The sequence below is a fragment of the Rhodococcus sp. T2V genome (genome assembly GCF_029269925.1).
In the GTDB taxonomy this organism is placed as follows: domain Bacteria; phylum Actinomycetota; class Actinomycetes; order Mycobacteriales; family Mycobacteriaceae; genus Rhodococcus_F; species Rhodococcus_F koreensis.
In genome coordinates this window covers 75666-93338 of sequence record NZ_JARJBD010000002.1, presented here as the reverse complement: position 1 = coordinate 93338, position 17673 = coordinate 75666, and the positions used below count along the sequence as shown (strand labels likewise).

Annotated in this window: 31 protein-coding genes; 26 read left to right on the top strand and 5 right to left on the bottom strand. The window is 65.0% G+C overall.

Going from position 1 to position 17673, the window contains the following annotated elements; translation table 11 throughout:
• Positions 1 to 2: 2 nt before the first annotated feature.
• From P3H15_RS02730 to P3H15_RS02715, 4 genes are all read right to left on the bottom strand, one after another.
• Positions 3 to 851 (bottom strand): ABC transporter permease, encoded by an 849-nt coding sequence (locus P3H15_RS02730; protein ID WP_276135826.1) that lies wholly within the window; start codon positions 849 to 851, stop codon positions 3 to 5.
• A complete protein-coding gene (locus P3H15_RS02725) occupies positions 848 to 1663 on the bottom strand; it encodes an ABC transporter permease (protein ID WP_276135825.1) in 816 nt (271 codons plus the stop codon). The genes P3H15_RS02730 and P3H15_RS02725 overlap by 4 nt, the downstream gene beginning before the upstream one ends.
• Positions 1660 to 2628 (bottom strand): ATP-binding cassette domain-containing protein, encoded by a 969-nt coding sequence (locus P3H15_RS02720; protein WP_276135824.1) that lies wholly within the window; start codon positions 2626 to 2628, stop codon positions 1660 to 1662. The genes P3H15_RS02725 and P3H15_RS02720 overlap by 4 nt, the downstream gene beginning before the upstream one ends.
• Positions 2629 to 2916: 288 nt before the next feature.
• Positions 2917 to 3393 (bottom strand): hotdog fold domain-containing protein, encoded by a 477-nt coding sequence (locus P3H15_RS02715; RefSeq protein WP_276135823.1) that lies wholly within the window; start codon positions 3391 to 3393, stop codon positions 2917 to 2919.
• 464 nt (positions 3394 to 3857) lie between these two features.
• Here P3H15_RS02715 and rpsJ point away from each other — a divergent pair, with 464 nt between their 5' ends.
• The 24 genes from rpsJ to map all read left to right on the top strand — a co-directional run bounded on the left by rpsJ (position 3858) and on the right by map (position 16427).
• Entirely contained in the window at positions 3858 to 4163 is a 306-nt protein-coding gene (gene rpsJ / locus P3H15_RS02710; RefSeq protein ID WP_003938093.1) for a 30S ribosomal protein S10, read from the top strand.
• A 20-nt stretch (positions 4164 to 4183) separates the two neighbouring features.
• Positions 4184 to 4840 carry a 50S ribosomal protein L3 gene (rplC, locus tag P3H15_RS02705; protein WP_009479366.1) on the top strand — a complete coding sequence of 219 codons (657 nt, stop codon included), beginning with the start codon at positions 4184 to 4186 and terminating at the stop codon, positions 4838 to 4840.
• Positions 4837 to 5526, top strand: a complete 690-nt coding sequence (gene rplD / locus P3H15_RS02700) for a 50S ribosomal protein L4 (protein ID WP_072945699.1) — start codon at positions 4837 to 4839, stop codon at positions 5524 to 5526. The genes rplC and rplD overlap by 4 nt, the downstream gene beginning before the upstream one ends.
• Positions 5523 to 5828 carry a 50S ribosomal protein L23 gene (gene rplW / locus P3H15_RS02695; RefSeq protein WP_005239632.1) on the top strand — a complete coding sequence of 102 codons (306 nt, stop codon included), beginning with the start codon at positions 5523 to 5525 and terminating at the stop codon, positions 5826 to 5828. Before rplD ends, rplW begins: the two co-directional genes overlap by 4 nt.
• A gap of 39 nt (positions 5829 to 5867) precedes the next feature.
• The gene (rplB, locus tag P3H15_RS02690) at positions 5868 to 6704 is read left to right on the top strand and encodes a 50S ribosomal protein L2 (RefSeq protein WP_015889918.1); all 837 of its coding nucleotides are present in this window, start codon (positions 5868 to 5870) and stop codon (positions 6702 to 6704) included.
• Between the two features lie 13 nt (positions 6705 to 6717).
• On the top strand, positions 6718 to 6999 hold the full coding sequence (gene rpsS / locus P3H15_RS02685) for a 30S ribosomal protein S19 (RefSeq protein ID WP_003940820.1): 282 nt from the start codon (positions 6718 to 6720) through the stop codon (positions 6997 to 6999).
• Positions 6996 to 7400 carry a 50S ribosomal protein L22 gene (gene rplV, locus P3H15_RS02680; protein WP_005239634.1) on the top strand — a complete coding sequence of 135 codons (405 nt, stop codon included), beginning with the start codon at positions 6996 to 6998 and terminating at the stop codon, positions 7398 to 7400. The genes rpsS and rplV overlap by 4 nt, the downstream gene beginning before the upstream one ends.
• Positions 7400 to 8206, top strand: coding sequence for a 30S ribosomal protein S3 (gene rpsC / locus P3H15_RS02675; RefSeq protein ID WP_005239635.1), 807 nt, complete (start codon positions 7400 to 7402; stop codon positions 8204 to 8206). Before rplV ends, rpsC begins: the two co-directional genes overlap by 1 nt.
• 3 nt (positions 8207 to 8209) lie before the next feature.
• The gene (rplP, locus tag P3H15_RS02670) at positions 8210 to 8626 is read left to right on the top strand and encodes a 50S ribosomal protein L16 (RefSeq protein WP_005239636.1); all 417 of its coding nucleotides are present in this window, start codon (positions 8210 to 8212) and stop codon (positions 8624 to 8626) included.
• Positions 8626 to 8862, top strand: coding sequence for a 50S ribosomal protein L29 (gene rpmC / locus P3H15_RS02665; protein WP_005239637.1), 237 nt, complete (start codon positions 8626 to 8628; stop codon positions 8860 to 8862). Before rplP ends, rpmC begins: the two co-directional genes overlap by 1 nt.
• Complete coding sequence (rpsQ, locus tag P3H15_RS02660) at positions 8859 to 9140, top strand: 30S ribosomal protein S17 (RefSeq protein WP_005239638.1); 282 nt, start codon at positions 8859 to 8861, stop codon at positions 9138 to 9140. Before rpmC ends, rpsQ begins: the two co-directional genes overlap by 4 nt.
• Before the next feature lie 170 nt (positions 9141 to 9310).
• The gene (gene rplN / locus P3H15_RS02655) at positions 9311 to 9679 is read left to right on the top strand and encodes a 50S ribosomal protein L14 (RefSeq protein ID WP_005239639.1); all 369 of its coding nucleotides are present in this window, start codon (positions 9311 to 9313) and stop codon (positions 9677 to 9679) included.
• Entirely contained in the window at positions 9679 to 9996 is a 318-nt protein-coding gene (gene rplX, locus P3H15_RS02650; RefSeq protein ID WP_005239640.1) for a 50S ribosomal protein L24, read from the top strand. The genes rplN and rplX overlap by 1 nt, the downstream gene beginning before the upstream one ends.
• Position 9997: 1 nt before the next feature.
• Entirely contained in the window at positions 9998 to 10564 is a 567-nt protein-coding gene (gene rplE / locus P3H15_RS02645; protein WP_005239642.1) for a 50S ribosomal protein L5, read from the top strand.
• A gap of 4 nt (positions 10565 to 10568) precedes the next feature.
• The gene (locus P3H15_RS02640) at positions 10569 to 10754 is read left to right on the top strand and encodes a type Z 30S ribosomal protein S14 (protein WP_005239644.1); all 186 of its coding nucleotides are present in this window, start codon (positions 10569 to 10571) and stop codon (positions 10752 to 10754) included.
• A gap of 152 nt (positions 10755 to 10906) precedes the next feature.
• Complete coding sequence (gene rpsH, locus P3H15_RS02635) at positions 10907 to 11305, top strand: 30S ribosomal protein S8 (RefSeq protein WP_005239657.1); 399 nt, start codon at positions 10907 to 10909, stop codon at positions 11303 to 11305.
• 14 nt (positions 11306 to 11319) lie between these two features.
• Positions 11320 to 11859, top strand: coding sequence for a 50S ribosomal protein L6 (rplF, locus tag P3H15_RS02630; protein WP_276135822.1), 540 nt, complete (start codon positions 11320 to 11322; stop codon positions 11857 to 11859).
• Between the two features lies 1 nt (position 11860).
• Positions 11861 to 12268, top strand: a complete 408-nt coding sequence (gene rplR / locus P3H15_RS02625; protein WP_015889921.1) for a 50S ribosomal protein L18 — start codon at positions 11861 to 11863, stop codon at positions 12266 to 12268.
• Positions 12269 to 12305: 37 nt separating this feature from the next.
• Positions 12306 to 12962, top strand: coding sequence for a 30S ribosomal protein S5 (gene rpsE, locus P3H15_RS02620; protein ID WP_276135821.1), 657 nt, complete (start codon positions 12306 to 12308; stop codon positions 12960 to 12962).
• Complete coding sequence (gene rpmD / locus P3H15_RS02615; RefSeq protein ID WP_005253859.1) at positions 12962 to 13141, top strand: 50S ribosomal protein L30; 180 nt, start codon at positions 12962 to 12964, stop codon at positions 13139 to 13141. The genes rpsE and rpmD overlap by 1 nt, the downstream gene beginning before the upstream one ends.
• Before the next feature lie 2 nt (positions 13142 to 13143).
• On the top strand, positions 13144 to 13584 hold the full coding sequence (gene rplO, locus P3H15_RS02610) for a 50S ribosomal protein L15 (protein ID WP_015889922.1): 441 nt from the start codon (positions 13144 to 13146) through the stop codon (positions 13582 to 13584).
• Positions 13585 to 13774: 190 nt separating this feature from the next.
• Positions 13775 to 15088, top strand: coding sequence for a preprotein translocase subunit SecY (secY, locus tag P3H15_RS02605; protein WP_072945705.1), 1314 nt, complete (start codon positions 13775 to 13777; stop codon positions 15086 to 15088).
• A complete protein-coding gene (locus tag P3H15_RS02600; RefSeq protein WP_072945707.1) occupies positions 15085 to 15630 on the top strand; it encodes an adenylate kinase in 546 nt (181 codons plus the stop codon). The genes secY and P3H15_RS02600 overlap by 4 nt, the downstream gene beginning before the upstream one ends.
• Complete coding sequence (gene map, locus P3H15_RS02595) at positions 15630 to 16427, top strand: type I methionyl aminopeptidase (RefSeq protein WP_072945709.1); 798 nt, start codon at positions 15630 to 15632, stop codon at positions 16425 to 16427. Before P3H15_RS02600 ends, map begins: the two co-directional genes overlap by 1 nt.
• Positions 16428 to 16446: 19 nt before the next feature.
• Here map and dtd read toward each other — a convergent pair whose 3' ends face one another.
• Positions 16447 to 16884: a D-aminoacyl-tRNA deacylase gene (gene dtd / locus P3H15_RS02590; RefSeq protein ID WP_276135820.1), complete on the bottom strand. Its 438-nt coding sequence runs from the start codon at positions 16882 to 16884 to the stop codon at positions 16447 to 16449.
• Between the two features lie 265 nt (positions 16885 to 17149).
• On the opposite strand from dtd, the gene infA reads away from it, so the two are divergent.
• Together infA and rpmJ are read left to right on the top strand one after the other, a co-directional pair.
• Positions 17150 to 17371, top strand: a complete 222-nt coding sequence (infA, locus tag P3H15_RS02585) for a translation initiation factor IF-1 (RefSeq protein WP_003418601.1) — start codon at positions 17150 to 17152, stop codon at positions 17369 to 17371.
• Between the two features lie 87 nt (positions 17372 to 17458).
• On the top strand, positions 17459 to 17572 hold the full coding sequence (gene rpmJ, locus P3H15_RS02580) for a 50S ribosomal protein L36 (RefSeq protein WP_003938068.1): 114 nt from the start codon (positions 17459 to 17461) through the stop codon (positions 17570 to 17572).
• Positions 17573 to 17673 lie beyond the last annotated feature (101 nt).

The window sequence follows — 17673 nt, the reverse complement described above, 5'->3', positions numbered from 1 at the left end:
TGTCACGCCGGGTTGCCCGCGGCCCGGCGGTAACCGCGCACCGCGGGGTAGGTGAAGATCAGCAGGCCGCCGACCGACCACGCGATCGTCTTCAGCAGAGGTTCCGCGACGGGACCGCCCATCGACAGTCCCTTCATCGCATCGATCGCGCAGGACATCGGCTGGTTCTCCACGAACGGCTGGAGCCACGTGGGGTAGGCGCCGGTGGGGACGAATCCCGAATTGAAGAACAGCAGCAGAGTGCACAGCAGCGACAGGAGTTCGACGAGGGGCGCCTTCGCCGCGTTGACCGCGAGGGCCGTCACCATCGTCGCGAAACTCACCCCGAACAGCAGCGGCAGCAACATCAGGGCGATGCCGGCGAGAATGCCCTGGTTGAACCGGAACCCGATGGCGAAACCGACCGCGATGATCAGTACGGTGGTGAGCACGATCCGCACGGATTCGGCCATGAGGCGGCTGAGCAGGCCCGACGCGCGGTGCACGGGCAGCACCCAGAAACGGCTCAGGAGCCCGTCCGCCCATTCCTTCTTCAACGACAGACCGCCGGCAATGGAACCGAACATCGCGCCGACGAGCGTGATCATCGGAACGGTCCCGAAGACACTGTTCACGCCGGTGGCCTTGGTGATCGAAATCCCGAGCACCGCCCAGAACATCAGCAACATCAACGCCGGGTACACGATCGCCTGCAGCATCGTGTACGGGTCCCGGGCCCAGCGAAGCAGAAGGCGCTTGGTCTGCAGCAGGCTGTGCGAGAACAGCGCGGTGAGGGAGTTCTCCGGGTGGGGTTCGGTCACCTCGGGAAACGTCACCGTCGCCGGTGTGTCGGATCGGTACTCGGTGGTCATCCGCGCCTCACATTCGACCAGATCGACAACGGAATGAAGACCAGCGCCAGCCCGCCGCACCACAACAGAGTGGGTGTCAGCTGGTGGAACGTGATGGTGCCATCCGTCATTGCACGCATGGACGAGGAGAACTGCGAGATGGGCTGATTTCGCACGAAGCCCTGTGCCCACTCGGGGAACTGCGTCACCGGAACGAAACCGGAGGAGAACATGCCGAGGATCAGCTGGGGGAGCGTCAGCGCCTGACTGGTGACCTCGGGACTGCGGGTGAGGGTGCCGAGGGCATCGGCGCCCGTCGTGAGGGTGAACCCGATCAGCATCGCCAGCCCGCAGAACGCCGCGGTCATCCCCAGTCCGCCGGAGAACCGGAAGCCGATCGCGTATCCGTAACCGATCGCGGCGACGAGTGAGATCGTCGAGTGCACGAGGCACGCGGTCATACGCGCCGTCAGCGGGACCGCCGCCTTGACCGGCATCGTCTGGAACCGGGAATTCATCCCGTTCGACGCCTCGGTGGCCGCGCGGTGCGCTGCCGAGATCGCGGTGAACGCCATCGCCTGCAGGACGATGATCGGCATGACGAACTGTGCGTAGTCGATGCCCTGGAACTTCATGACCAGGCGTAGCGGAAGGTAGAAGCCGATGGTGAAGATCAACGGCGCCAGCACTGCGATGAAGAACTGGCCGAAGACCCACATCGTGTGCAGGTTGCGTGCGGACAACGCAATCCACTGCTGGACGCTCGACGGATGCGGTCGCCGGTGCCTGCTGCCGAGGGTGCTCTCGAATCCGAGCTGGGCGGGCGCCGTCACGACGGCAGGCTCTCGTCGACGCGGACGTGGCCGGTGAGGGAGAGGAACACGTCGTCGAGGGACGGGCGCCGCAGGGCGATGTCGGCGAGGGTGACGCCGGCGAGGTCGAGTCGGCGCAGAACTTCGGCGAGGGTCTGGGCGCCGTGCTCGGCCGGAATCGACAACCGGTCGGTGCCTTCCTCGATGACCCTGCCGGGTGGGCACAGGCTCGTGAGGATCTCCCGGACGCGGGGCAGGTCGTCGAGGCTGACCGGGACGACCTCGCAGTAGCTTCCGCCGGTCCGGGCCTTCAACTCGTCCGCCGTGCCCTCGGCGATCACGGTGCCCTTGTCGATCACGACGATGTTGTCGCTGAGGAGGTCGGCCTCCTCGAGGTACTGCGTCGTCAGCAGGATCGTGATGCCCTGCTCCTTGAGCGCGGACACCAGGGACCACACGCCCTGGCGGCTGCGGGGATCGAGGCCGGTGGTCGGCTCGTCGAGGAACACGACCTCGGGACGGATCACGAGGCCGCAGGCGATGTCGACACGCCGGCGCATACCGCCGGAATACCCGGACACCTTCCGGTCACCCGCGTCGAGCAGATCGAACTGCGTCAGCAGATCTTGCGCGCGCGATTTCGCGGACGCCTTGGGCAGGCCCATCAGCCGGCCGAACAGCACGAGATTCTCGCGCCCGGTCAGCGACTCGTCCAGTGCGGCGTACTGACCCGTCATCATGATGCTGCGACGGACGTCGGCCGCCTCCTCGACCACGTCGTGCCCGGCGACGAATGCGCGGCCGGCATCGGGGCGCAGCAACGTCGACAGCACGTTGACGGTGGTGGTCTTCCCGGCGCCGTTGGGGCCCAGGATGCCCAGCACCGTGCCGCGGGGCACCTCGAAGCTGACACCCCGCAACGCTGCTACGTCTCCGAAGGATTTCTCGATTCCCTCGACAAGAACGGCGGTGTCAGGTGCTGGCATGTCCTCGAGTATGTCACGCGAAGAGGGCGATCAAAGCAGACCGGCGAAGACCTCCCCGCCCGCGGAACACGGACTGAAATCGTGTGTAACGGGGAGAGACAGGTCCGCGATAAATGCCGGACGTCTGTACCACTTCGGCCCCGGCGGCCGTGGTGGAATCGATCCCGTCCGGCCGGAAGATCGTGCTGTGCCGCGACGTTCCGGATCCGAGCAAGTGCCACAGGGTAATTCGGGTCGCCGCCACGACCGCCGGACCGAATGTGAGCTTCGACATGCGCCTTTCGCGCTCTATCGCGGCGTGACCCACGTCGTGATGTCGGCGTGGACCACCTCGGCTCCCCGGCGGTCGAGGATGCGCACGGGCACGACCACGTCGGTGCCCGCGGTGATCGCGCCGAAGTCCGGCAGTTCCGTCAGTTCCGCAATGGCGCGCAGCGGGCCGTTCGCCTTGGCGAGGTAGTCGACGGTCATCGACTTGGGGATCCACCGGTGGGTGGACGGCACGGTCGCCTCGGACAGCATGCCCATGGCGGCTTCGGCGAGGTTGCACGCGGCGATCGCATGGAACGTGCCCAGGTGGTTGCGGACGCCCCACCACTTCGGCGCCCGCACCTCGCAACGGCCCGGCCGCATCTCGACGACGCGGGGGAGCACCGAACCGAAGTAGGGGACGCGGAGGCACATGCCGACGGAGAACAACGCGTGTCCGAGCGCGTTGTCGGGGAGCTTCTGCCAGGCGGCGTAAGTGGGGCTCGAGGGTGTCATGCCCAGATCTTACTTGAAAGTAAGTTTGAGCCCGGCGGGAGTGATCGAGCCCGGTTTGATCTCTTCTGCCCGGTACGGCATACTGGTCGGGTTGCCTTGTCTGGGACGCGATCGTTTGCGGCCCGAAACAGGTGGGGTGAAACGTCGCGGTGTAGATCGAATGACCTGCTCGCGGCCACATGCAAGACGGAAGCAGTACCTACTGGCACTCGAAACGAGTGCATCCGGTACGCGTTCCCGGCCCGAAGAGCTGAAAAGTTGCGGGTCGGAGAATGAGTGGGAGGGCGACACGCCCGACCGCGTGTACCGGAGAACCATGACAGATGAACAGCGGCAGCGGATCGGGTGTGTCCCGGTCGCCTAGCGTTCGGACAGTTGCGGCCCAGGTAAGGGACTGTGCAGACGAGGTAGTTCGGCCCGACTCGGGTGGGACTACGAAACGCGGCAAGAAAAGGACACTAAGCGTGGCGGGACAGAAGATCCGCATCAGGCTCAAGGCCTACGACCATGAGGCGATCGACGCGTCAGCGCGCAAGATCGTCGAGACGGTGACCCGTACCGGGGCCCGCGTCGTTGGACCCGTGCCGTTGCCGACCGAAAAGAACGTGTACTGCGTCATCCGCTCGCCGCACAAGTACAAGGACTCGCGCGAGCACTTCGAGATGCGTACTCACAAGCGGCTTATCGACATCCTCGACCCGACGCCCAAGACGGTTGACGCGCTCATGCGCATCGACCTTCCGGCCAGCGTCGACGTCAACATTCAGTGAGCGCGGCGGAGACAAAAACAATGACTGATACCAAGATCAAGGGAATCCTGGGCACCAAGCTCGGCATGACCCAGGTCTTCGACGAGAACAACCGGGTCGTTCCGGTCACCGTCGTGAAGGCCGGACCGAACGTCGTGACCCAGATTCGTACCGAAGAGCGTGACGGCTACAGCGCCGTGCAGCTCGCGTTCGGCGCCATCGACCCGCGCAAGGTGAACAAGCCGACTTCCGGCCAGTTCGCCAAGGCCGGCGTCACCCCGCGCCGCCACGTTGTGGAGCTCCGCGTTGCCGACACCTCGGAGTACGAGGTCGGCCAGGAACTTACCGCCGAGGTCTTCGAGGACGGCGCCTACGTCGACGTCACCGGAACCAGCAAGGGTAAGGGCTTCGCCGGAACCATGAAGCGCCACGGCTTCGCCGGTCAGGGTGCATCGCACGGTGCACAGGCCGTTCACCGTCGCCCCGGTTCCATCGGTGGTTGCGCCACTCCGGGCCGCGTGTTCAAGGGCATGCGCATGTCCGGCCGCATGGGTAGCGACCGCATCACGACGCAGAACCTCTCCGTTCACAAGGTGGACGCCGAGAACGGCCTGCTGCTGATCAAGGGTGCGATCCCCGGCCGCAAGGGTGGCCTCGTGATCGTCAAGAGTGCAGTGAAGGGTGGTGCACGAGCATGACCAGCACCGAGACATCGACGACCAAGCTGACGCTGGACGTCAAGGTCGCCGGCGGCAAGACCAACGGCACCGTCGATCTCCCCGCGGAGATCTTCGACGCGCCTGCCAACATCGCGCTTCTTCACCAGGTTGTCGTCGCGCAGCTCGCCGCTGCACGTCAGGGCACCCACTCCACCAAGACCCGCGGCGAGGTTCGCGGCGGTGGCAAGAAGCCGTACCGCCAGAAGGGCACCGGCCGCGCTCGTCAGGGCTCGACCCGTGCACCGCAGTTCGCCGGTGGTGGCACCGTCCACGGCCCGCAGCCGCGCGACTACAGCCAGCGGACCCCCAAGAAGATGAAGGCCGCCGCTCTGCGCGGAGCCCTCTCCGACCGGGCCCGCAACGAGCGCATCCACGTGATCACCGAACTGGTCGCCGGTCAGACTCCGTCCACGAAGTCCGCCCGCACCTTCCTCGGCGAGATCTCGGATCGCAAGAAGGTCCTGCTCGTCGTCGGACGCGCGGACATCGCGGCCTGGAAGAGCGTCCAGAATCTGGACGGCGTGCACCCCATCGCACCCGACCAGCTCAACACCTACGACGTGCTCAACAGCGATGACGTCGTGTTCAGCGTCGAGGCGCTCAACGCGTTCATCCACGGGCCCGCCGAGACCGCCCAGGAAGAGAACAAGGAGGAGGGCAAGTGAGCACCATCGCCGATCCCCGCGACATCCTGCTCGCCCCGGTCATCTCCGAGAAGTCCTACGGACTGATCGAGGAAGGCACCTACACCTTCCTGGTGCACCCGGACTCGAACAAGACGCAGATCAAGATTGCCGTCGAGAAGATCTTCGGCGTCACCGTGACCAGCGTCAACACCGCCAACCGTCAGGGCAAGCGCAAGCGGACCCGGTTCGGTTACGGCAAGCGCAAGGACACCAAGCGCGCGCTCGTGACCCTCTCGGCCGACAGCAAGCCCATCGAGATCTTCGGAGGACCGGTCGCGTAAGCGCCGGGACTTGACGAGACATAGAGGACGAGAAGACTCATGGCAATCCGTAAGTACAAGCCGACTACCCCGGGCCGTCGTGGCTCGAGCGTCTCGGACTTCGCCGAGATCACTCGGTCGACCCCCGAGAAGTCGCTGGTTCGCCCGCTCCACGGACGCGGTGGACGTAACGCACACGGTCGTATCACCACCCGGCACAAGGGTGGCGGACACAAGCGCGCCTACCGGCTGATCGATTTCCGTCGCAACGACAAGGACGGCGTGCCGGCCAAGGTCGCTCACATCGAGTACGACCCCAACCGCACCGCGCGTATCGCCCTGCTGCACTACGCGGACGGCGAGAAGCGCTACATCATCGCCCCCAAGGGCCTGTTCCAGGGTGCACCGGTCGAGTCCGGTGCCGGCGCCGACATCAAGCCCGGCAACAACCTGCCCCTGCGCAACATCCCGACGGGTACCACCATCCACGCGGTGGAACTCCGCCCGGGTGGCGGCGCCAAGATGGCCCGCTCGGCCGGATCCAGCATCCAGCTGCTGGGTAAGGAAGGCACCTACGCCACGCTGCGTATGCCGTCCGGCGAAATCCGTCGCGTCGACGTTCGCTGCCGCGCCTCGATCGGTGAGGTCGGCAACGCCGAACAGTCGAACATCAACTGGGGCAAGGCCGGCCGTATGCGCTGGAAGGGCAAGCGCCCGACCGTCCGTGGTGTCGTGATGAACCCGGTCGACCACCCGCACGGTGGTGGTGAGGGTAAGACCTCCGGTGGTCGCCACCCGGTCAGCCCGTGGGGCAAGCCCGAGGGCCGCACCCGCAAGAACAAGGCGAGCGACAAGCTCATTGTCCGTCGTCGCCGTACCGGCAAGAACAAGCGCTAGGAGGGAGTGAAGGATGCCACGCAGCCTCAAGAAGGGCCCGTTCGTCGATGACCACCTCCTCGCGAAGGTGGACGTGCAGAACGAAAAGGGAACCAAGCAGGTCATCAAGACCTGGTCCCGTCGTTCCACGATCATCCCGGACTTCATCGGCCACACGTTTGCGGTTCACGACGGCCGCAAGCACGTCCCCGTGTTCGTTTCCGACTCGATGGTCGGACACAAGCTCGGAGAGTTTGCACCGACCCGCACGTTCAAGGGTCACATCAAGGATGATCGGAAGGCGAAGAGGCGATGAGCAACACCGAAACCGCCAACCCGACCGCCAAGGCAGTAGCGCGCCACGTGCGCGTCACGCCGATGAAGGCGCGTCGCGTTGTGGACCTGGTCCGCGGGCGTTCGGTTGAAGACGCCCTGAACATCCTGAAGTTCGCGCCGCAGGCAGCGAGCGAGCCGGTCGCCAAGGTGATCGCCTCCGCAGCGGCCAACGCCGAGAACAACCTCGACCTCGACCCGAGCACGCTTGTCGTCGCCACGGCGTTCGTGGACGAGGGCGCGACCCTCAAGCGGTTCCAGCCGCGTGCACAGGGACGTGCGTTCCGTATCCGCAAGCGCACCAGTCACATCACCGTGATCGTGGAGAGCCTGCCGAAGACCGGAACATCGACCCGTAATCGCCGGAAGGGAAGTGCTCAGTAGTGGGCCAGAAAATCAACCCGCACGGCTTCCGCCTCGGCATCACCACCGACTGGAAGTCTCGCTGGTACGCAGACAAGCAGTACGCGGAGTACGTCAAGGAAGACGTCGCGATCCGTAAGCTCCTCGCCACCGGCATGGAGCGCGCGGGCATCGCGAAGGTCGAGATCGAGCGCACGCGTGACCGTGTTCGTGTCGACATCCACACCGCCCGCCCGGGCATCGTCATCGGCCGCCGCGGCGCCGAAGCCGATCGCATCCGTTCCGAGCTCGAGAAGCTGACCGGCAAGCAGGTCCAGCTGAACATCCTCGAGGTCAAGAACGCCGAGGCCGAGGCTCAGCTCGTCGCACAGGGTGTGGCCGAGCAGCTCTCGAACCGTGTCGCCTTCCGTCGCGCGATGCGCAAGGCCATCCAGTCGGCCATGCGTCAGCCCAACGTCAAGGGAATCCGCGTTCAGTGCTCCGGTCGTCTCGGCGGCGCCGAGATGTCCCGGTCGGAGTTCTACCGCGAAGGCCGTGTGCCGCTGCACACGCTTCGTGCGGACATCGACTACGGCCTCTACGAGGCCAAGACCACCTTCGGCCGCATCGGCGTGAAGGTCTGGATCTACAAGGGCGACATCGTAGGTGGCAAGCGTGAGCTCGCCGCCAACGTGGCTGCTCCCGCAGGCGACCGCCCGCGGCGTGAGCGTCCGAGCCGTCCCCGTCGCTCCGGTGCCACCGGCACCACCGCGACCAGCACCGAGGCCGGCCGCGCAGCGACCGCCACCGCCGATGCACCCGCTACGACTGAACAGAAGGAGGGCTGACGCATGTTGATCCCACGGCGGGTCAAGCACCGCAAGCAGCACCATCCGAGCCGTTCGGGTGCCGCCAAGGGTGGAACCCAGGTGACCTTCGGTGACTACGGCATCCAGGCTCTCGAGCCCGCCTACATCACCAACCGGCAGATCGAGTCCGCTCGTATCGCCATGACCCGGCACATCAAGCGTGGCGGCAAGATCTGGATCAACATCTTCCCGGATCGCCCCCTCACCAAGAAGCCGGCCGAAACCCGCATGGGTTCCGGTAAGGGTTCGCCCGAGTGGTGGATCGCGAACGTCAAGCCCGGTCGCGTGATGTTCGAAATGAGCTACCCCAATGAGGAGATCGCTCGTGAGGCCCTGCGTCGCGCGATGCACAAGCTCCCGTGCAAGTGCCGGATCGTGACAAGGGAGGAGCAGTTCTGATGGCTACTGGAACCCCAGCCGCAGAGCTCCGCGAGCTCACCGAAGAAGAGCTGGTCACCCGGCTTCGTGAGTCGAAGGAAGAGCTGTTCAACCTTCGTTTCCAGATGGCCACGGGTCAGATGGACAACAACCGTCGACTGCGTACCGTCCGTCACGAGATCGCGCGCATCTACACCGTTCTGCGTGAGCGTGAGCTCGGGCTGGCCGTCGGTCCGGACGCAGGTGACGCGGCATGAGTGAGGAAAAAGCAGTGAGCACTGAAGAGCGCGGCAGCCGTAAGGTCCGCACCGGATACGTCGTCTCCGACAAGATGGAGAAGACGATCGTGGTCGAGCTCGAGGACCGGGTCAAGCACCCGCTCTACGGCAAGATCATCCGGCGCACCAGCAAGGTGAAGGCGCACGACGAGAACGGCGTCGCAGGCATCGGTGACCGCGTGCAGCTGATGGAGACCCGTCCGCTGTCCGCGACCAAGCACTGGCGTCTCGTCGAGGTCCTCGAGAAGGCCAAGTAAGAAACCGAATAATGCATCCAGTACGATGGTGGGGTTGCCTTGCGGCCGACGCACGGCAACCCCACCGTTGTGCCGCCCACCCGGGCGGCCCCTCTCGCAGGGCACGGGTGCAGACCGCGCACGTCGGGTCGGAAATCTGCCGTGCAACAGTCCAGGTCAAGGAGAAGTAAGTGATTCAGCAGGAGTCGCGGCTGCGCGTCGCCGACAACACGGGTGCCAAGGAGATTCTCTGCATCCGCGTTCTCGGTGGTTCGTCTCGCCGCTACGCCGGGATCGGTGACATCATCGTCGCCACCGTCAAGGACGCCATCCCGGGTGGAAACATCAAGAAGGGCGAGGTCGTCAAGGCCGTCATCGTCCGCACCACCAAGGAACGCCGCCGTCCGGACGGGTCGTACATCAAGTTCGACGAGAACGCCGCCGTCCTCATCAAGCCGGACAACGATCCCCGTGGCACCCGCATCTTCGGCCCCGTCGGCCGTGAGCTGCGTGAGAAGAAGTTCATGAAGATCGTCTCGCTCGCCCCGGAGGTGCTGTGATGAAGGTGCACAAGGGTGACACCGTGCTGGTCATCGCCGGCAAGGACAAGGGCGCGAAGGGCAAGGTCATCCAGGCCTACCCCGCGACCAACAAGGTCCTCGTCGAAGGCGTGAACCGCATCAAGAAGCACACCGCGGTTTCCGCGAACGAGCGCGGAGCTTCCTCCGGCGGCATCGTCACGCAGGAAGCCCCGATCCACGTTTCCAACGTCGCGGTCGTCGACTCGGACGGCAACCCCACTCGCGTGGGCTACCGGACCGACGAAGAGTCCGGCAAGCGCGTTCGGATTTCCCGGAAGAACGGGAAGGACATCTGACATGACCTCCACTGAGAACAAGATCCAGCCGCGCCTGAAGACTCGCTACCGCGAGGAGATCAAGGCTGCGCTGAACACCGAGTTCGACTACGCCAACGTGATGCAGATCCCAGGCGTCGTCAAGGTCGTCGTCAACATGGGTGTCGGTGACGCCGCGCGCGACGCGAAGCTGATCAACGGTGCCGTCAACGATCTCGCCCTGATCACCGGTCAGAAGCCCGAGATCCGCAAGGCGCGCAAGTCCATCGCGCAGTTCAAGCTCCGCGAGGGAATGCCGATCGGTGCCCGCGTCACGCTGCGTGGCGACCGCATGTGGGAGTTCCTGGACCGTCTCGTGTCCGTCGCGCTTCCCCGCATCAGGGACTTCCGCGGCCTGTCGGGCAACCAGTTCGACGGCAACGGCAACTACACGTTCGGCCTGAACGAGCAGTCGATGTTCCACGAGATCGACGTGGACAAGATCGACCGCCCGCGCGGCATGGACATCACCGTGGTGACCACCGCGACCAACAACGAAGAAGGCCGTGCCCTGCTGAAGCACCTCGGCTTCCCGTTCAAGGAGAACTGAGCTAATGGCTAAGAAGGCATTGGTCAACAAGGCCAACAAGAAGCCCAAGTTCGCGGTGCGCGCCTACACCCGCTGCCAGCGCTGCGGCCGTCCGCACTCGGTGTTCCGCAAGTTCGGCCTGTGCCGAATCTGCGTCCGTGAGATGGCGCACGCCGGCGAGCTGCCCGGCGTTCACAAGAGCTCCTGGTGAGCCGGTGACGCCGTCGCCGCAACGGCGACGGCGTCACCCCCACAGACTTCCGGTTCGTAACCTCGGACCGGGAAACGTAAGACCTACTTCGCGATAGGCCTGCGCCGGACACGGCAGAGGGAACCGTTGTGAGAAAGGTAGAGGTCAACCTCATGACCATGACCGACCCCATCGCAGACTTCTTGACGCGTCTGCGCAACGCCAACACGGCGTACCACGATGAGGTGAAGTTGCCCCACTCGAAGATCAAGGCGAACATCGCCGAGATCCTCAAGCGCGAGGGTTACATCGCCGACTACCGCACCGAAGACGCCGAGGTGGGCAAGACCCTCATCGTCGACCTGAAGTACGGCCCGAGCCGTGAGCGCAGCCTTGCCGGCGTGCGCCGCGTCTCCAAGCCCGGTCTGCGTGTGTACGCGAAGTCCACCAACCTGCCCAAGGTTCTGGGCGGCCTCGGCGTGGCGATCATTTCCACGTCCACCGGCCTGCTCACCGATCGCCAGGCGGCCAATCAAGGAGTGGGCGGGGAAGTCCTCGCCTACGTCTGGTAAGGGAGGCCACCACAATGTCGCGTATTGGAAAGATTCCCGTCACCGTCCCCGGCGGCGTCGACGTCTCGATCGACGGCCAGGACATCACGGTCAAGGGTCCCAAGGGCTCGCTGGCCCTGACGATCTCCGAGCCGATTGCCATTGCGAAGAACGACGACGGCACGCTCAGCGTGACCCGTCCGGACGACGAGCGTCGCAGCCGCGCGCTGCACGGTCTGTCTCGCACCCTGGTTCAGAACCTCATCACCGGTGTCACCGACGGTTACACCACCAAGATGGAGATTCACGGCGTCGGTTACCGCGTCGCGCTCAAGGGCAAGGACCTCGAGTTCGCACTCGGCTACAGCCACCCGGTCCCGATCGAGGCTCCGGAAGGCATCACCTTCGCGGTCGAGTCGCCCACCAAGTTCTCGGTGTCGGGCATCGACAAGCAGAAGGTCGGGCAGATCTCGGCCAACATCCGTCGTCTCCGTCGTCCGGACCCGTACAAGGGCAAGGGCGTGCGTTACGAGGGTGAGCAGATCCGCCGCAAGGTCGGAAAGACGGGTAAGTGATATGAGCCAGACTGCAAACCAGAAAGCCAAGCGGATTCCGCTCGGCAAGGATGCGTCCACGAAGCGTCGCCTGTCGAAGGTGCGTCGTCACTTCCGTCTCCGCAAGAAGGTCTCCGGCACGCCCGAGCGTCCCCGCTTGGTCGTCAACCGGTCCTCGCGCCACATCCACGTCCAGCTCGTGGACGACCTCGCAGGCCACACCCTGGCTGCGGCGTCGACCACCGAGGCCGACGTGCGTGCAGCGGACGGCGACAAGAAGGCCCTCAGTGCGAAGGTCGGTCAGCTGATCGCCGAGCGCGCGAAGGCAGCCGGTGTCGAGACCGTCGTGTTCGACCACGGCGGACACGGCTACCACGGTCGCATCGCGGCCCTTGCGGACGCAGCTCGCGAAGGCGGGTTGAAGTTCTGATGACCAAGACCGAGTACATGAACGGAAGGACAGCCTGATGCCGGGACGTCAGAGGCGTGACGGCGGAAGCGGACCCGCCGGACAGAATGGCCCCAACACCGGGGACAACCGCGGCGGCGGCGATCGTCGTGGTGGCGGTCGCGACGATCGTCGCGGCGGACAGTCGGCCGAGAAGTCGAACCACATCGAGCGCGTCGTCACGATCAACCGCGTGTCGAAGGTCGTCAAGGGTGGTCGTCGCTTCAGCTTCACCGCTCTGGTGATCGTGGGCGACGGCAACGGACTGGTCGGCGTCGGCTACGGCAAGGCCAAGGAAGTTCCTGCGGCCATCCAGAAGGGCGTCGAGGAGGCTCGCAAGAGCTTCTTCCGCGTGCCGATGATCGGCAGCACCATCACGCACCCGGTTCAGGGTGAGGCCGCAGCGGGCGTCGTCATGCTGCGTCCGGCAAGCCCCGGTACCGGTGTCATCGCCGGTGGCGCGGTGCGTGCCGTGCTGGAATGCGCCGGCATCCACGACATTCTGTCGAAGTCGCTCGGTAGCGACAACGCCATCAATGTTGTGCATGCGACCGTTGCTGCGCTCAAGGGCCTGCAGCGCCCCGAGGAAGTTGCCGCTCGCCGCGGTCTCACCCTCGAGGACGTTGCCCCCGCCGGCATGCTGCGTGCGCGCGCACAGGCTGGGAGCGTGAAGTAATGGCCGAACTCAAGGTCACTCAGATCAAGAGCACCATCGGTACCAAGCAGAACCAGCGGAACTCGCTGCGCACCCTCGGTTTGAAGGGCATCCGTCAGACGGTTGTCCGCGAGGACAATGCCCAGAACCGCGGTCTGATCAACGTGGTGCGCCACCTCGTCACAGTTGAGGAGGTCTAACCATGACCATCAAACTGCATCACCTGCGCCCCGCGCCGGGAGCCAAGACCGAGAAGACTCGCGTCGGTCGTGGTGAAGGTTCCAAGGGTAAGACCGCAGGCCGCGGCACGAAGGGCACCAAGGCCCGCAAGAACGTGCCCGCCGCCTTCGAGGGTGGACAGATGCCGCTGCACATGCGTCTGCCCAAGCTCAAGGGTTTCACCAACCCGTTCCGCACCGAGTACCAGGTCGTCAACGTCGGCGACATCGCCCGTCTGTTCCCCGAAGGTGGACAGGTCACGGTCGAGGACCTCGTTGCCAAGGGTGCCGTTCGCAAGAACCAGCTCGTCAAGGTTCTCGGCGACGGCGACCTGACTGTCGCCGTCCAGGTGACGGTCGACAAGTTCACCGGCTCCGCCAAGGAGAAGATCGCTGCTGCCGGTGGTACCGCCACCGAGCTGTGAGCTATCACCGCTAGCCAGTAGATGGCCGCAGTACAGCCTCGCGCTGTACTGCGGCCATTTGCGGCTGTACGGGCGGCACTGCCGCAGGTCTCCCAACTGTGCGTTCAGTTGCCACTGTTAGAGTTCTAGAGTTCATTCACGGACAAGTCGCCTACGACTTCGTCTCCCCACCGTCGTGCCAGGAGGATCTTTGCTTTCCGCCTTCGTCTCGGCCCTCAGGACCCCGGACCTGAGGCGGAAGATCCTCATCGCGCTCGGTCTCGTTGCGCTGTATCGCATCGGCGCGGTGATCCCGTCGCCGGGCGTCGACTACGGCAACGTCCGATCGTGCGTCGATCAGCTGTCGGGCGGCGACTCCGCGGGCATCTACTCGCTGATCAACCTGTTCTCCGGCGGTGCACTGCTGCAGCTGTCCATCTTCGCGATCGGCATCATGCCGTACATCACGGCCAGCATCATCGTCCAGCTGTTGACGGTCGTCATTCCGAAGTTCGAGGAACTCCGGAAGGAAGGCCAGTCCGGCCAGGCGAAGATGACGCAGTACACGCGCTACCTGTCGATCGCCCTGGCGATCCTGCAGGCCACCGGCATCGTGGCGCTCGCGTCGCGCGGCCAGCTGCTGCAGGGATGCCAGGAAGAGATCATCGCCGACAAGAGCATCTTCGGCCTCGTGATCATCGTGCTGGTCATGACCGCGGGCGCCGCCCTCGTCATGTGGTTCGGCGAGGTCATCACCGAGCGCGGCGTCGGCAACGGCATGTCGCTGCTGATCTTCTCGGGTATCGCGTCCCGCCTGCCGTCCGAGGGCAAGGCCATCCTGGACAGCCGCGGGGGACTGATCTTCGCGATCATCTGCGTCGCGGCGCTCGCCATCATCGCCGGCGTGGTCTTCGTCGAGCAGGGCCAGCGGCGCATCCCGGTGCAGTACGCCAAGCGCATGGTCGGCCGCAAGATGTACGGCGGTTCGTCGACGTACCTGCCGCTCAAGGTCAACCAGGCCGGCATCATCCCGGTCATCTTCGCGTCCTCGCTGCTGTACCTGCCCAACCTCATCGCGCAGCTCACCGGTGCCACGTCGTCCGCCGACCCCAGCTGGTGGCAGCGGATCATCAACGAGTACCTGGTGAATCCGAACAACCCGGTGTACATCGTGATCTACTTCGCGCTGATCGTGTTCTTCGTGTTCTTCTACGTCGCGATCACGTTCAATCCGGAAGAGCGCGCGGACGAGATGAAGAAGTTCGGCGGCTTCATCCCCGGTATCCGCCCGGGTCGCCCCACCGCGGACTACCTGAATTACGTGCTCAACCGCATCACCGTTCCCGGCTCGATCTACCTCGGCCTGATCGCGGTGCTGCCCCACTTCTTCCTGTCCGGAAGCCAGACCTCCAGCAGCATCTTCGGTGGTGCGGCCGTGCTGATTCTCGTCAGCGTCGCCCTGGACACGGTCAAGCAGATCGAAAGTCAATTGATGCAACGTAACTACGAAGGGTTCCTCAAGTGAGACTTGTCCTCCTTGGTCCTCCCGGTGCTGGCAAGGGCACCCAGGCCGCGATCCTGTCCGAGAAGCTCGGCGTCCCGCACATCTCCACGGGCGACCTGTTCCGCGCGAACATCGGCCAGGCCACCCCTCTCGGCCTCGAGGCGAAGAAGTACCTGGATGCCGGGGACCTGGTTCCCAGCGAGATCACCAACAACATGGTGAAGGCCCGCGTCGGCGAGCCCGACGCGGCCAACGGTTTCCTGCTGGACGGCTTCCCCCGGACCGTCGACCAGGCCCAGGCGCTCGAGGCGATCCTGGCCGAGCTGAACACCAAGCTCGACGCAGTGCTGTCGTTCATCGTCGACGAAGACGTCGTGGTCGAGCGGATGCTGGCCCGCGGCCGCGCCGACGACAAGGAAGACGTCATTCGCAACCGGCTCCGGGTGTACCGCGAGGAGACCGCGCCGCTGCTGGACTACTACAAGGAGCAGCTGGTGACCGTCGACGCCCTCGGTGAGGTCGACGAGGTCAACGCTCGCGCACTGGCAGCGCTGGGCAAGTAATGGGCTTCGGGCGTAAACGCAAGGTCGTTCCGTTCCGGACCGCGGGCGAGCTGGACGCGATGGCGGCCGCCGGTGCCATCGTCGGTGCGGCTCTCGTCGCGGTCCGCGAAGCGGCGAAGCCGGGTGTGAGCACGCTCGAACTCGACGAGGTGGCCGAGTCGGTCATCCGCGGCGCAGGCGCCGTGCCGTCGTTCAAGGGCTACCACGGGTTCAGCGGGTCGATCTGTTCGTCCGTGAACGATCGCGTGGTGCACGGGATTCCCTCGGCAGAAGACATTCTCGCCGAGGGAGACCTCGTCTCCATCGACTGCGGCGCCATTCTCGACGGCTGGCACGGCGACTCCGCGTGGACCTTCGGTGTCGGCGACATCATCGAAGCGGACCAGCAACTCAGCGAGGCCACCCGGCTGTCGATGGAGGCGGGCATCGCGGCCATGCTGGCCGGCAACCGGCTCACCGACATCTCGCACGCCATCGAACTCGGCACCCGCGCCGCCGAGGTCGCGCACGACCGCAAGTACGGCATCGTCGACGGCTACGGCGGTCACGGCATCGGCCGCGAAATGCACATGGAGCCGTTCCTCGCCAACGAGGGAGCCCCGGGCAAGGGACCCCAACTGGTGGTCGGATCCGTTCTCGCGATCGAACCGATGCTGACCCTCGGGACCACGGATACCGTTGTCCTCGAGGATGATTGGACTGTCGTCACCACGGACGGCACTCGTGCCGCGCATTGGGAGCACACGGTCGCCGTCACCGAGGACGGGCCGCGCATCCTCACCCTGCGTCCGGAGTAGCGAGCGCCCGCGCGCGGGCCTACACGTCGATCAGTAGCGTCACCGGACCGTCGTTGACGAGGCTGATCTCCATGTGTTCGCCGAACACACCCGTCTCGACGGTGGCGCCCAGCTCGCGCAGGGCGCCGGTGAACTCGTCCACCAGTGGTTCCGCCACGGGCCTCGGCGCCGCGGCGGACCAGGACGGGCGCCTGCCCCGGCGGGTGTCCGCCATCAGGGTGAACTGACTGGCGACGAGCACCGGGGCGCCGAGGTCGGCGGCGGACTGCTCGTTCTCCAGGATGCGCATGGTCCACACCTTCTTCGCGAGCAGAGCCGCCTTCGCTGCGTCGTCCGTGTGGGTGACGCCGACCAGGACGAGCAGCCCGTGGCCGCCGGCCGGGGGAGTGATCCGTCCCACCTCGTCGCCGTCGACCCGGACCGACGCGGACGTCACTCGCTGTACCAGGGCGCGCACGCACACCATCCTTCGAGTCGTGACCGGTGGGGTTCGGAAGCGGAATTCGCGCCGGGCGGGCGGGTCCGCCGGGGACCGCATTTGGCCTGGTGAGCAATTTCCCGTAACATGGATCAACGGTGCGCTATGCGTGCCGGTTGTCTGCGTGCCCAGTGCCGGACTCGATCCGGATTGTTCATGTTTCGGCCGGTGAAGATCCCATTGGGCGCCACGGTAACGGAAACAGATGCAATAAGCACGCCAAACCACATGGATCGCGGAGGATATGGCTAAGAAAGACGGGGCCATCGAGGTCGAGGGACGAGTAGTCGAGCCGCTGCCCAATGCGATGTTCCGCATTGAGCTCGAGAACGGCCACAAGGTTCTCGCCCACATCAGCGGAAAGATGCGTCAGCACTACATTCGCATCCTCCCGGAAGATCGCGTTGTCGTGGAGCTGTCGCCCTACGACTTGTCGCGCGGACGCATCGTTTACCGGTACAAGTAAAAGCTTCCCCGCCCGACCAGGTCGGGGAGAAGTACGTCCGCTGCGGATCTGCGTAGTGGGCTGCCACAAAACAGGAGATCAGAAGACGTGAAGGTTCAGCCGAGCGTCAAGAAGATCTGCGAAAAGTGCAAGGTGATCCGTCGTAACGGCCGGGTCATGGTGATCTGCGAGAACCTGCGCCACAAGCAGCGTCAGGGCTAGATCTCCGCTTTTCGAGGATCTGCTTGGCAACAAGCAAAGATGACCTCCCAGCACCAGCCAGTACTCACGGCTCTCGAGCAGGTACTGGTTCACCCCCGGCA

Coding starts and splice junctions, on each gene's coding strand:
- map (WP_072945709.1), top strand. CDS start 15,630: ATGGGCTTCGGGCGTAAACGCAAGGTCGTTCCGTTCCGGACCGCGGGC.
- rplF (WP_276135822.1), top strand. CDS start 11,320: ATGTCGCGTATTGGAAAGATTCCCGTCACCGTCCCCGGCGGCGTCGAC.
- rpsH (WP_005239657.1), top strand. CDS start 10,907: ATGACCATGACCGACCCCATCGCAGACTTCTTGACGCGTCTGCGCAAC.
- rplO (WP_015889922.1), top strand. CDS start 13,144: ATGACCATCAAACTGCATCACCTGCGCCCCGCGCCGGGAGCCAAGACC.
- P3H15_RS02730 (WP_276135826.1), bottom strand. CDS start 851: ATGACCACCGAGTACCGATCCGACACACCGGCGACGGTGACGTTTCCC.
- P3H15_RS02715 (WP_276135823.1), bottom strand. CDS start 3,393: ATGACACCCTCGAGCCCCACTTACGCCGCCTGGCAGAAGCTCCCCGAC.
- P3H15_RS02640 (WP_005239644.1), top strand. CDS start 10,569: ATGGCTAAGAAGGCATTGGTCAACAAGGCCAACAAGAAGCCCAAGTTC.
- rplR (WP_015889921.1), top strand. CDS start 11,861: ATGAGCCAGACTGCAAACCAGAAAGCCAAGCGGATTCCGCTCGGCAAG.
- rplP (WP_005239636.1), top strand. CDS start 8,210: ATGTTGATCCCACGGCGGGTCAAGCACCGCAAGCAGCACCATCCGAGC.
- rpsQ (WP_005239638.1), top strand. CDS start 8,859: ATGAGTGAGGAAAAAGCAGTGAGCACTGAAGAGCGCGGCAGCCGTAAG.
- rplV (WP_005239634.1), top strand. CDS start 6,996: ATGAGCAACACCGAAACCGCCAACCCGACCGCCAAGGCAGTAGCGCGC.
- infA (WP_003418601.1), top strand. CDS start 17,150: ATGGCTAAGAAAGACGGGGCCATCGAGGTCGAGGGACGAGTAGTCGAG.
- rplC (WP_009479366.1), top strand. CDS start 4,184: ATGACTGATACCAAGATCAAGGGAATCCTGGGCACCAAGCTCGGCATG.
- rplB (WP_015889918.1), top strand. CDS start 5,868: ATGGCAATCCGTAAGTACAAGCCGACTACCCCGGGCCGTCGTGGCTCG.
- rpsS (WP_003940820.1), top strand. CDS start 6,718: ATGCCACGCAGCCTCAAGAAGGGCCCGTTCGTCGATGACCACCTCCTC.
- rpsE (WP_276135821.1), top strand. CDS start 12,306: ATGCCGGGACGTCAGAGGCGTGACGGCGGAAGCGGACCCGCCGGACAG.
- rpmC (WP_005239637.1), top strand. CDS start 8,626: ATGGCTACTGGAACCCCAGCCGCAGAGCTCCGCGAGCTCACCGAAGAA.
- rplD (WP_072945699.1), top strand. CDS start 4,837: ATGACCAGCACCGAGACATCGACGACCAAGCTGACGCTGGACGTCAAG.
- P3H15_RS02720 (WP_276135824.1), bottom strand. CDS start 2,628: ATGCCAGCACCTGACACCGCCGTTCTTGTCGAGGGAATCGAGAAATCC.
- rpmD (WP_005253859.1), top strand. CDS start 12,962: ATGGCCGAACTCAAGGTCACTCAGATCAAGAGCACCATCGGTACCAAG.
- rplX (WP_005239640.1), top strand. CDS start 9,679: ATGAAGGTGCACAAGGGTGACACCGTGCTGGTCATCGCCGGCAAGGAC.
- rplE (WP_005239642.1), top strand. CDS start 9,998: ATGACCTCCACTGAGAACAAGATCCAGCCGCGCCTGAAGACTCGCTAC.